The sequence below is a fragment of the Bartonella sp. HY038 genome (assembly GCF_014117425.1).
In the GTDB taxonomy this organism is placed as follows: Bacteria; Pseudomonadota; Alphaproteobacteria; order Rhizobiales; family Rhizobiaceae; genus HY038.
This window is the reverse complement of sequence record NZ_CP059725.1, coordinates 425,327-437,726: the sequence shown is the minus strand read 5'-3', so window position 1 is coordinate 437,726 and position 12,400 is coordinate 425,327. Positions and strand designations below refer to the sequence as shown.

General features: G+C 42.4%; 11 protein-coding genes and 1 riboswitch. Of the genes, 5 read left to right on the top strand and 6 right to left on the bottom strand.

Going from position 1 to position 12,400, the window contains the following annotated elements:
* The first annotated feature begins 8 nt into the window (after positions 1–8).
* Positions 9–1,343 carry a L,D-transpeptidase gene (locus H3299_RS01785; protein ID WP_182418630.1) on the top strand — a complete coding sequence of 445 codons (1,335 nt, stop codon included), beginning with the start codon at positions 9–11 and terminating at the stop codon, positions 1,341–1,343.
* A gap of 126 nt (positions 1,344–1,469) precedes the next feature.
* Here the strand turns inward: H3299_RS01785 and mnhG are convergent, their stop codons facing one another.
* The 6 genes from mnhG to H3299_RS01755 are packed head-to-tail and all read right to left on the bottom strand — an operon-like array spanning position 1,470 to position 7,592.
* On the bottom strand, positions 1,470–1,922 hold the full coding sequence (gene mnhG, locus H3299_RS01780; protein ID WP_182418629.1) for a monovalent cation/H(+) antiporter subunit G: 453 nt from the start codon (positions 1,920–1,922) through the stop codon (positions 1,470–1,472).
* Positions 1,919–2,200 (bottom strand): K+/H+ antiporter subunit F, encoded by a 282-nt coding sequence (locus H3299_RS01775; protein WP_182418628.1) that lies wholly within the window; start codon positions 2,198–2,200, stop codon positions 1,919–1,921. Before H3299_RS01775 ends, mnhG begins: the two co-directional genes overlap by 4 nt.
* The gene (locus tag H3299_RS01770) at positions 2,197–2,700 is read right to left on the bottom strand and encodes a Na+/H+ antiporter subunit E (RefSeq protein ID WP_246708108.1); all 504 of its coding nucleotides are present in this window, start codon (positions 2,698–2,700) and stop codon (positions 2,197–2,199) included. Before H3299_RS01770 ends, H3299_RS01775 begins: the two co-directional genes overlap by 4 nt.
* The gene (locus H3299_RS01765) at positions 2,697–4,319 is read right to left on the bottom strand and encodes a monovalent cation/H+ antiporter subunit D (RefSeq protein ID WP_182418627.1); all 1,623 of its coding nucleotides are present in this window, start codon (positions 4,317–4,319) and stop codon (positions 2,697–2,699) included. The genes H3299_RS01770 and H3299_RS01765 overlap by 4 nt, the downstream gene beginning before the upstream one ends.
* Positions 4,319–4,660, bottom strand: a complete 342-nt coding sequence (locus H3299_RS01760; RefSeq protein WP_182418626.1) for a Na+/H+ antiporter subunit C — start codon at positions 4,658–4,660, stop codon at positions 4,319–4,321. The genes H3299_RS01765 and H3299_RS01760 overlap by 1 nt, the downstream gene beginning before the upstream one ends.
* 1 nt (position 4,661) lies before the next feature.
* Positions 4,662–7,592 (bottom strand): monovalent cation/H+ antiporter subunit A, encoded by a 2,931-nt coding sequence (locus H3299_RS01755; RefSeq protein ID WP_182419595.1) that lies wholly within the window; start codon positions 7,590–7,592, stop codon positions 4,662–4,664.
* A 496-nt stretch (positions 7,593–8,088) separates the two neighbouring features.
* On the opposite strand from H3299_RS01755, the gene H3299_RS01750 reads away from it, so the two are divergent.
* The 4 genes from H3299_RS01750 to H3299_RS01735 all read left to right on the top strand — a co-directional run bounded on the left by H3299_RS01750 (position 8,089) and on the right by H3299_RS01735 (position 12,305).
* On the top strand, positions 8,089–8,715 hold the full coding sequence (locus tag H3299_RS01750) for a TetR/AcrR family transcriptional regulator (protein WP_182418625.1): 627 nt from the start codon (positions 8,089–8,091) through the stop codon (positions 8,713–8,715).
* A gap of 245 nt (positions 8,716–8,960) precedes the next feature.
* A riboswitch (cobalamin riboswitch) is annotated at positions 8,961–9,221 on the top strand.
* 49 nt (positions 9,222–9,270) lie between these two features.
* Positions 9,271–9,990: an energy-coupling factor ABC transporter permease gene (locus H3299_RS01745; protein WP_182418624.1), complete on the top strand. Its 720-nt coding sequence runs from the start codon at positions 9,271–9,273 to the stop codon at positions 9,988–9,990.
* Positions 9,991–10,117: 127 nt separating this feature from the next.
* On the top strand, positions 10,118–11,200 hold the full coding sequence (locus H3299_RS01740; protein WP_182418623.1) for an ABC transporter substrate-binding protein: 1,083 nt from the start codon (positions 10,118–10,120) through the stop codon (positions 11,198–11,200).
* A gap of 49 nt (positions 11,201–11,249) precedes the next feature.
* On the top strand, positions 11,250–12,305 hold the full coding sequence (locus H3299_RS01735; protein WP_182418622.1) for an ABC transporter substrate-binding protein: 1,056 nt from the start codon (positions 11,250–11,252) through the stop codon (positions 12,303–12,305).
* Positions 12,306–12,400 lie beyond the last annotated feature (95 nt).

The following is a 12,400-nucleotide window of genomic DNA, read 5'->3' as shown; positions in this document are numbered from 1 at the left end:
TGAAAAATATGACCAAAAAACCTTTAAAGCGACAAAATGAAACGGGATTTTTAGTCCTTAGCGCTAATAAAAGTCGTGCTCTCCTAGTGTCGCTTATTGGATTAAGCGCAATAGCACAAAGCCAGTTTGCAACTGCGCAGAACTATTATCCCCCTGCGCCCCAGCCCTATGGCAGCCAATATCAACAGCCCGCGCAAGGCTATAATAATGGTTATTATCCGCCTGAGGAAGACCCTTATTACCAACCGCCTGCACAGCAGCAATATCCACAGCAATACCAAAATGTGCCGCGCCCACAATATCGGCCGCAGCCAACGCCGCGCCCTGCTATCGATCCCAATACCACCGCTTCCATAGATGGCCCATCAAATTATCGTCCATCAAATTATCCAAATGGTAACAGTGAACAAACCTATACCCCGCATAATGTGCCACAAAGTGTTTATGGCGGCTTGCCAGATGCTGATACCCCAGCAATTGAAATGCCCAAAGGCGCGCAAGGTAAAAGACAGATTGCATCTTTGCAAGTATTGATGAGTCGCATTGGCGCGTCATCAGGGGTTATCGATGGCGCACCTGGTAGCAATTTTGATAAAGCTGCAGCAGCAGCCAGCCAATTGACCGGGAAATTTATTGACCCCAATAATGGTCCTGCAATTGAAGCAGCTTTGCAGGCTACGGGCGGCGCAGCTTTTACAACTTATACAATTACCAATGAGGATGTTGGGCAATTCTATGTTGCATCAATCCCTAATGATTATGCTTTAAAAGCACAACTGCCTTCTATGGCTTACACATCTGTGCTTGAAATGTTGTCTGAACGCTTTCATATTGATGAGCGTTATTTGCAAGAACTTAATCCTGGGGTAAACTTCCGACAACCCGGTGTGGTCATCAATGTCCCTAATTTGCTTTTGCCAAAGCGCAAAGCGGTTGCCTTTATCATTGCCGATAAAGCTCGCAAGCAAGTTCGCGGCTATGATGAGGCTGGTAAATTAGTCGTTGCCTATCCATCGACCATCGGGTCATCGGATAATCCATCACCATCGGGCACGGTGGAGGTAAAGCGCATTGCACTTAACCCCAATTACACCTATAACCCGAAAATCAATTTCAAACAGGGTGAAAATAATAAAGTATTGACTATTCCACCCGGCCCTAATGGTCCAGTTGGCACCGTTTGGATTGCACTTTCAAAGCCAACCTATGGTATTCATGGTACGCCAGATCCATCACGAATTGGCAAAACCTCTAGCCATGGCTGTATTCGTTTAACCAATTGGGATGCACAAGAACTTGCAAAATTAATTAAACCAGGTGTTGTTGTCCAATTCGTCGACTAATATAATAGTGAAATAAAATAAATAAGGGTGCAAATGAATAATCGTTTTGCACCCTTATTTTATAGCAAAATGTTTTGTTTATAGGTTAGATTAAAACTTCAAACCGATAATTGATTAAAGGCGATATTAAGAGCTATGATATTCAGGAAATTGCGGACGCTCATCTGCTTTTTCTTCAGCAATGGGTGTAATCTCTGCCGCTTCTTCCTTTGGCGCACGATAAAGATCAAATAATTCTGGCGGCAAATCACGCCAATCATTACTGCGATCGCGGTGAAGAGCGCCGCGTGAAAGCATCATCAAGGTTACCGGCGTAGTAACCACAATAAAAACGGTGATCAGCAATTCATGAATAACCAAGCGACCGCTGGTCATGGTAAAAAACAATATTGACGCAATAATAATGCCACCGACACCCCAAGTGGTACCCAGTGTTGGCATATGCAAGCGATCATAAAAATTTTTAAATCGTATAAGACCAACACAGCCAAGCAATGTTAGGCTGCTGCCCAAAACCATAAAAAAGGCAATGAGAAGAGCTGCCCAAATAGGTAAATCTTTTACAAGTTCTTCGCTCATTCTATCACCTCGCCGCGCATCAAAAACTTCGCTAAAGCGATGCTAGAAACAAAACCAAGCATGCCAATAACCAGTGCCGACTCAAAATAAATAGACGTTCCAGTGCGGATACCAAAAAGCAACAACATAATCATGACTGTGACATAAAGCGTGTCTAATCCCATAATCCGATCTTGCGCGCGTGGCCCAAATATAAGGCGATATGTTGCTAGTAAAATTGCAAGCCCCACCATGGCTTGGGAAACAAGGAGAGCCCAAAATAAAATATTATAGCTCATATAGTTTCTCCTTGATCAAATATTTTAAGAAGTAGACTTTCATAACGGCTCTTAATAAGGTCGCGCCAATGATCCTCGCTACTAAGATCAAGGACATGCAATAAAAGCTCATTAGAGCGAGTGTCATAAGCGACCCATGCCGTACCTGGCGTTGCCGTTAATACGCACCCCAATACTGCTAATGCGGTACGATCCTTTAATTCAAGTGGTATAATCATAAAACCAGAATTGGCCTTTTTACGTCCACCGGTTAAAATAATCCATGCAACAGCTATGTTAGATTGGGTAATATCTAAAAAAGTTTTCCAAATTAAAAGCGGTACAAAACGCCAGCCTTTTATTTTAATTGGATCTGGTTCCAAACGCGCCATAGCGTGATTGCCAATAAAGGCAACAAAAAGCGATATAATAAACTGCCCCGGGGTAAAACCAGCAAGCGCCATCCACATTAATATCATAGAAACTGCTAGGACAGGAAAAGGGAAAATACGTTTTATCATAATCCACCTGCTCCACTCAATTCATTGACACCGCCAAGCACACTACCAATGTAATTATAGCTATTAAATAAGCTTTCCCCCATAACATCCATATAACGCATCGTTGGGCCAGCAATAATGGTAAGCAGCAGGCAAATTAACAAAAGTCCTGCAATCGGCGCAATTTCAATTACCATCACCCTTGGTACACTACCCTCTAATGACGCCCAAAATGTTCGAATACCAGCGCGTGTCATGGCGATAAGTGCTGCAACACCTGACAAAATAATAGCTGCAACATAAAGCCAATCACTAAGCCCAACAAAATGTTTGGCTGTTGGCGCTTCTGCCGCATTGAGCTGACCTGAAATCAGCATGATCTTGGCAAGAAATCCTGAAAAAGGTGGCATACCAATAATCAAAATGGCACAAACAGCAAAGCAAGATCCGAGAATAGCAACTGTTGCGGGCAAATAAAGCCCAACCTCGTCTTCTTCTTCCTCTTCCTCATCGCCATAAACTTCCATGGTAACGGCAAGAACGTTAGCCGCACTATCTTGTCCACGTTCAATCAACTCAACCAAAAGGAAAAACGCACCAAGTGCAAGTGTTGAGGTGATAAGATAAAAAACCGCAGGACCAATTAAGGCTTCATTACCAGTACCAATGGTGGCAATTAGAGTCCCTGAAGAAACTAAAATGCAATAAGATGCAAGCCGAGATAAAGCTTGGCTAGCCAATACGCCGAAAATACCAAAAACAATAGTGACAAGACCACCATAAAATAGCACATTATGACCAAAACCATAAACGCTAGAGGCACTTGCGCCAAAAATCAAAATTGATAAACGCAATATAACATAAATGCCAACTTTACTTAAAATAGCAAAAACTGCTGCAACTGGTGCAGGAGCGGCACTATAGGTTGCCGGCAGCCAGAAACTTAAAGGCCACATGCCAGCCTTTACCAGAAAGGCTACACCCAAAATAGCAGCGCCTGCTTCAAAAAGCATAAGATCATTAGCGGGAATTGCAGATAGTTTGGCGGCAATATCTGCCATATTCAAAGTGCCAGTCACACCATAAATGAGCGCCGCACCTATCAAAAACAAAGACGATGCAAGTAGATTAATGACAATATAATGCAGCCCTGCACGTACACGCCGACTGCCTGAACCATGCAAAGCCAATGCATAAGAAGCGGTTAGCATCACTTCAAAAAATACAAAAAGATTAAAAAGATCGCCGGTTAAAAATGCACCATTAACCCCAGCCAATAAAAACAGCATAAGTGAGGGGAAATGCGGCCCTGCCTTATTCCAATGGGTGTAGGAATAAACAAGCGAGCCAAGCATAAGGCATGAAGACAGCAAAAGCAAAACCGCCGACAAACGATCAAGCACCAAAACAATACCGAAAGGTGCAGCCCAATTGCCAAGCAAATAAACATCAGCACTAGGAGTTATATCCTTAGCCCGCGCAATAAGCGCAATTGCCACCAGTACCAGTAAGCCACTAGTAATAATTGCCGAAAGCAATTTTAACGTATGACGACGCTCATCAAAAAACAACAGCACTGCCGCGACAGCCAAAGGCAAAATAATTGGTATAATAATGAGATGATAAAGGGCGTTTCCCATTAATTTGGCTCCCTTCCGTCAACATGGTCAGAGCCGGTAAGCCCACGAGCAACAAGCAATACCACAAGAAAAAGGGCTGTGGTGGCAAAACCAATAACAATCGCGGTTAAAACAAGCGCTTGCGGCACAGGATCCGTAAATTGTGTAGGATCAATGCTACCGGTATTTGATGTGATCGGTGCGGCATTCATCTTTAAGCGCCCCATCGAAAAAATAAATATATTTACCGCATAAGACAGAAGTGAAAGACCAATAATCACCTGAAACGTACGTGGACGCAATAAAAGCCAAATGCCAGAACCGCCAAGAATACCAATAGCAAGAGCGAGAATTATTTCCATATTAATTATCCTCTTTCACAATGGTTTCTTCTTTACGCACGCGGTAGCGGCGTATGGATTGGTGAGCAAGCGCAATCAGCATCAAAACTGTTGCTCCGACAACCAAGGCAAAAACTCCCATATCAAACAATAAAGCAGAAGCAGTTGGCATTTTACCAATAAAGGGAATTTCAAGGTAATTAAAATAGGTGGTCAGGAATGGATAACCGAAAAACCACGAAGCGCCGCCCGTTGCAAGGGCAACACATATACCAAAGCCCATCCAACGTACTGGCAAAATAGTTAAATGATCTTCAACCCAGCGTGTACCAGACGCAAGATATTGCAAGATAAAGCCAATTGCCATGGTAACACCGGCGGCAAAACCACCGCCCGGCAAATCATGGCCGCGCATAAAGATATAAATAGCAAGACCAATAATCGCTGGAAATAGCCAATGCATGGTTATTTGCGGAATGGTCAAATAATCCTGCAAGGTATCGCCTTCTTCACGCTCTGGCTGATTAATATCAAACGCTGTTTGAATGCGTTGTTGCGAGGGCGATTCAATACTTTCAGAAGCTGGTCTAAATCGGCGTAGAAGTGCAAAAACCGTCAGCGCCACAATACCAAGGACGCATATTTCACCCATTGTATCAAAACCACGGAAATCAACTAGAAGCACATTAACAACATTGGTTCCGCCGCCGCCAACATAGGCGTTTTTCAAGAAAAACTCAGCAATAGTATCACCGCCGGCATCTAAAGCGCCCCTTGTCATAATCGCATAGGAAAGCCAAGCCAAACCGCAACCACCAATAATAGCAATTAACAAATCTCGCAAACGGCGAAAGCGTGCCGATAGTCCGGCAGGCATGGGATCAGGATCTTGCCAGCGCTTTGGCAACCAACGTAAGCCCAAAAGCAAAAGAACGGTTGTTACGACTTCCACCAATAATTGGGTTAGTGCTAAATCCGGCGCGGAAAGCCACAAGAAAGTAACGCATGTCATGAGCCCGGCACCACCAACCAACATCAAAGATGCTAAACGATGAAACTTTGCTTGCCAAGCAGCACAAAGGGCGCATGTACCACCAATAATCCAAAAGATCGCAAAAACAGGATCAATCGTGGTTAGCGGCAAATCACCCGGCATAATACCAATAATGGCAATGGCGGCAAAAACAGCCGCAATCGGCACAAGTATCACCCATCGCACCTGCGTTTGCAAACGGCGTGTACCAAAAAACTGTTCGGCCCAACGCGCCCATTTCCATGAAATGGTAACCAAAACCCGCTCAAAAATTCGCTGACCTTTGATATGACGGAAAAAAGGTGGTCCATCTTCGCAAGAAAGGAAATAACGACGCCCAACAATATAAAGCAATAATCCGCCTACAAGGGCAATTAAGCTCATGATAAGCGGCGTATTAAAACCATGCCAAAGGGCAAGGCTATAATGAGGTGTCGCACTACCAAGCACAGATTTTACCGCACCTGAAAGGGCTGGCCCAATACTCCAATTAGGTAAAATGCCAACAAGCAGACAAAGCCCTACCAATAACTCTATTGGCAAGCGCATAAAATGGGGTGGCTCATGCGGTGTTTTTGGTAGATCTTGTGGTTTAGGCCCAAAAAATACCCCATGAATAAACCGGACAGAATAGGTAACGGAAAATAGGCTAGCAACGGTCGCAATATAAGGCGTTGCCAAATCAAGCCACGATTCAACATGGGTTTCAATAGCCTCGGCAAAGAACATTTCCTTGGAAAGAAAACCATTTAACAACGGCACGCCTGCCATTGCGGCACTCGCAATAATCGCAAGTGCCGCAGTTATTGGCATATAGCGTGCAAGCCCAGTGAGCTTGCGCATATCACGCGTGCCAGTTTCATGGTCTATAATACCTGCTGCCATAAACAAAGATGCTTTAAAAGTCGCATGATTAGCCATATGGAAAATCGCCGCGACACAAGCAAGCGGACTGCCAAGGCTTAACAATGTGGTGATTAACCCTAAGTGACTAATGGTTGAATAAGCAAGAAGCCCTTTAAGATCCTGCTGAAACATAGCAAAATAAGCGCCAAGAAATAAAGTGGTTAGCCCAGATAGACCAACGATCCAAAACCATGCGTCAGTGCCGGCTAACACTGGCCAAAGCCGCACGAGTAAGAAAACCCCTGCCTTGACCATAGTTGCCGAATGCAAGTAGGCTGACACCGGGGTTGGCGCGGCCATAGCATTTGGCAACCAAAAATGAAATGGAAATTGCGCACTTTTGGTAAGCGCACCTAAAAGAATAAGGATAAGGGCTGGCAAATAAAGTGGACTTGAGCGAATAATATCACCAGACTTTAGCACCACATCAAGATCATAACTACCAACAATATGCCCCAATAAAAGCATACCAACCAAAAGGGCAAAACCGCCAAGGCCAGTAACCGTTAAGGCCATACGCGCGCCGTCACGGGCGCTAGCATTATGATACCAATACCCAATCAGCAAAAACGAGAAAATACTGGTTAATTCCCAAAAAATCACCAGCATGATGATATTGCCAGATAAAACAATACCGGTCATTGCCCCCATAAAGGCAAGGAAAAAAGAAAAGAAGCGTGGTACCGGATCAGCAGGATCCATATAATAACGCGCATAGATTACAACCAATAGACCAATACCATTGATCATCAGCAAGAACAGCCAAGCAAGACCATCCATCCGCAAAATAATATTGATTCCCCATTGCGGCAACCAATCTATTTGTAAGCGTACCGCATCACCATTCATAATCGAGGGATAAAGCATGATAGTGAGCAACAGACCAAAAAGCGCAACAGAGCCTGCAAACCACGCTTCATTATTCTTAGCGGTGGAGCGAAAAAAGCCAATTATTGCACTGCCTATGAAGGGGAGCAGGATTAGTAAAACCAGCATCGCTTCCCTTGTTGTCACCATTATATCAACCCCATTACTACAAGCGACAAAGCGCTATCCCATCATGTAAACCCTAATTGCTGCCATTTGGCATCAGCATGCTATACCAGAAGAAAGTTATGATTTTTTTAAAAACAAAATTTTCAAAATTATTTCACACTTACGTAAATTGGCAAAAAATTAACAAAGGAAACCCTATGGCGCGGGTGCGAATCTAAAATTTTGCAATTCACGATAATAAATCTGGTTTTACAAAACCTATTCTAAACAAAAAATACAGCCGATTGGTGAATATTTTAAGGAAAAAGCGATATATTTTTTGCCTGTGGATAAAATAGTTCTAAAAACATGATAGTGTCATGACAAAGGTGATAAATTAGACCATATGCATTAAATTTAGTTGCCAAACCAACTGAGCTCCATCATGAAGCATTTCGTTAAAACACAACAAATTTATCGCAATACACTCTTCCCAACTTGCAATTGATGCTTAATTATGATATGAACCTCGTTCATGGCTAAAGAAAAAATTGCTAAAACGACATTGAAAAGAGAACAGCAACGCATCGCCCTTATTGACGCGGCGGAGCGAGCTATTGCCGCTAAGGGATTGAACGGTTTTAAAGCGCGTGAGCTTGCCGATGAAATCGGCGTTGGTCTTGGACAAATCTATAATCTAGTTACTGATCTTGATGAGCTATTATTACGCGTTAGCTCAAAAACATTGGTGCGGCTTGAAACCGCAATAGAAGCTGAATTTAATGATGAACAGCCGCAAACGGCTGAAGATATGCTGATTGTAACGGCGCGCGCCTACCATCATTTTGCCCGTGATAATTATAACTTATGGCGCACATTATTTGACCATCAATTACCGCAAGATAAGCCTGTTCCTGATTGGGTTTCTCATGAAAGATTAAGGCCTTTTCAAGTGGTTGATAAGCCGCTTGGTGAATTGATGAAGGGCGCAGATAGTGAAGAAGTGAAGCTCTTTTCACAAACCATATTTTCCGGCATTCACGGCCTTGTATCCATTAGCCTTGATAGCCGAGATGTTGGCGTTCCCCCTGCCTTACTAGATAAGCAGATTGGTAAATTTATTAAAATCATCTGCCGCGGTTTAAAAAAGAAAAGCAAATAAACAACTTGTTCAATAATGCACCGATCATTGCCATTGATCATTCACGGCAATGATCGGTGCCATTTTAGATTGTTATGTTAGCCTCTAATAACCAATACGCTAATTACAAAATCTGACTTTTTACAGCTAAACTCTTGATCGCAATTTATCGGCAAGAAATATTCATAAAAATTTTTCTTTACAATTGTTATGTTATACCATAACAATAGCATTACATCTTTTTGATTGACGTTATTATACGAAATAGTTAACCTAGCTGCGACGGTTCCCCGAATGATGGACTTCATAGGGGACTAATAGGGAACATGGGACGGGTTAACTTTATAAAGGACCCAAGCCATGGCTGCCCCCGCAACTGTAAGCGGTAGATAACAAATATGATGCAGTAAAAGCTGCAAACCACTGTTTAGGATTGGCTTTAAATTAAGCCAATCTAATGAATGGGAAGGTTGTTTGTTATCGCCATTCCGCAAGCCAGGAGACCTGCCGTCAATCATCAGGCGTTTCGCCTTTTGCTCAATTATTTTTGCACGGTGGGTGCAGGAAGGCATAAAAATGCATATTGAACCGGGCGTCGTTTCCGGCGCTAAAATTATTTTGAGCTATGCAACGGCATTTGCAGCTCTTGGTATTACAGCCAAATTGGCATTAAAGACAATTTTTCCTCAAAAAACCTCTGATAGCTTTCATCAAAAAAGCAAAGATGGCGGTATCATATCTCTTTTGGCGCGCAGCCTCATTACCACTGCCCTTGTTTTTACTTTTTTTGAAATCTTCCCCCATCATCCAGTGGGCGTTTCAGAAGTTCATCTTATCCTTGGATCAACATTATTTTTAATTTTTGGTGTCGCTCCAACAGCGATAGGGCTAACATTAGGTCTCCTCTTACAAGGGTTATTTTTTGCGCCCTTTGATCTCCCCCAATATGGTATGAATGTCACAACGCTATTGATGCCGCTTTTTGCTATGGCGTGGCTTGCCAATAAAATCATTCCACAAAATACCGCCTACAAAGATATAAGTTATAAACAAGCCTTAGCTTTATCGACCAGTTATCAAGGTGGTATTGTTGCTTGGGTGGCGTTTTGGGCATTTTACGGCGAAGGCTTTAGTAGTGAGACAGCAGTTAATATTGGCAGTTTTGCCATTGCTTATATGAGCGTTATCTTGGTGGAACCGCTCATTGATCTTGGGGTATTATTCATCGCTAAAAGCCTGCATAAATTATCAAATTCCCCCTTTATTCAGCAACGGCTTTACCAAGCAATCAATTAAAAGCCCAAAATTTTTCTAATTAGCCGGAGTGTAAATCGCCTTGATTTACCTCCCTTTTAAAATTGCGGCGTTTCACTGCGGTTTTATATGCGGCTATTTCTTCATTTTAAAATCTTACGGAAAACCTATGCTAATCCCGACATCTTCTTTTTTTCAAAAAGTTTTAACATTGTCTTCGCTGGTTATTTTACCGCTTATCGCATTAAATAACACGGTAGAGGCTGCCTCTACCCAATATCCACTAAAACTTAATAATTGCGGCCGAGTTATAGAATTTAAAAAGAAGCCGCAAAATGTGGTTTCGGTTGGTCAAACCAGCACAGAAATTCTCTATCTTTTAGGCCTTAGTGACAAGGTTAAAGGCACGGCCTTATGGTTTGAGCCTGTCATGCCTGAGTTTAAAGATATTGATGCACAAATTAAACGTCTTGCGGATAATGAACCAAGCTTTGAATCTGTAGTTGCCCAAAAGCCAGATATGATTGCCAATCAATATGAATGGACAATTGGCCCAGTTGGTGCAACTGCAACCTATAGCCAATTTGATGATCTAACCATTCCAGTTTACACATCCCCCGCAGATTGCGAGGGTAAGGATAATCTTGCCGGCAATGATGGTTTACGCACTACACCCTTTGACATGGACATTATCTATAAAGAAATCCATGAATTATCCCAAATTTTTGACGTGGAAGAGCGTGGTGATAAAGTCATTGAAACATTAAAGGCGCGAGAAAAAGCCGCAATTGAAAAGGCAAAATCCCTTAATATCAAAGATATTTCCGGAATTATGTGGTTTTCAAGTTCCACACTGCAAGCAGATCCCTTCATTGGTGGTCGTCTTGGCGCACCTGCCTATATGTTTAAAACTCTTAACATAAAAAATATTGCTCAATCGGACTTCGATTGGCCAACCATGGGTTGGGAAACAATTGCCAAGGATAATCCAACAATTTTGGTAATTGCCGATATGCAGCGCAAACGCTTTCCTGCCGATCATGCCGATGTAAAAATTAACTTCTTACAAGGTGATCCGGTTACCAAGCTGATGAGTGCGGTTAAAGACCAGCGCATCATAACCATAAACGCTCAAGCAATGAATGGTTCAATCCATACCATTGACGGTATTGAACAGCTTGCAGACGCACTTATCAAGATACAAGAAAATCAAATGAGCGGGGCACAGATAGCGCCCAATAACCTCCATTAAAAATGTAAACCAATTTTAATATTGTCTTTCTCGACAAGGAAAATATCCTATGTTAGCAACTTTAAAAGACTATTTACCCAAAGCTACTTTTGCCGCCATCTCACTATTAGGCTTAAGCCTTACATCAGCGCAAAGTGCTGAACAAAGCGCTTATCCTTTAAAAATTAATAATTGCGGCCGCGTCTTGGAATTTCAAAAAGCACCAGAAAGTGTTGTTTCGGTTGGTCAAAATAGCACAGAAATCCTTTATCTCTTAGGTCTTGGTGACAAGATAAAAGGCACAGCTCTTTGGTTTCAACCAGTCATGGCAGAATTTAAGGAGCAAAATGATAAGGTTGAGCGCCTTTCCAATGATGTGCCAAGCTATGAAGCGATCATCAGTAAAAAGCCCGACCTTATTGCCAACCAATTTGAGTGGGTGATTGGGCCGGTTGGTGCAGCCGCCGGTTACGACCAATTTGAAGAAATAAATATTCCAGTTTACACCTCACCTGCGGATTGCGAAAGCAAGGATAATTTAGCCGGTAGCGATGGCTTGCGCAGTAAGCCCTTTAACATGACGATGATCTATCAAGAAATTGATGACTTAGCACGTATTTTTAATGTTGAACCACACGGCCAAAAACTAATTGCTGAATTAAAGGATCGTGAACAAGCGGCAATTAGCCGCATAAAGGCTTTACCACCGCAAAAACTATCTGGTTTCATGTGGTATTCAAGTCCAGCAATGGAGATGGAACCCTATGTTGCAGGACAATTGGGGGCACCTGGTTATATGTTTAAAACCCTTGGTATTGATAATATCATCAAATCCGATTTTGACTGGCCAAATGTTGGTTGGGAAACCATTGTAAAAGCAGACCCATCAATTATCGTCATTGCCAAAATGCAGCGCCGCCGTTTTCCTGCCGATGATATCAAGGTCAAGGAAGAATTTTTACAAAATGATCCAGTCGCAAGCCTCATGTCTGCAGCAAAGCAACATCATATCATCGAACTTGATGTGCAAGCGATGAATGGTACTATTCATACAATTAAAGGCATTGAAGCTTTAGCGGATGCCATTAGTAAAATGAATATAACTGCAAGCAATTTAAAAGAGTAATATTGATTAAATATGTATCCCGTAACATTGTCACAAGAAAATTAGAAGAATTATAAGCTAGATATTCTTCATTGACAGCCAATTTGAAACGTGAG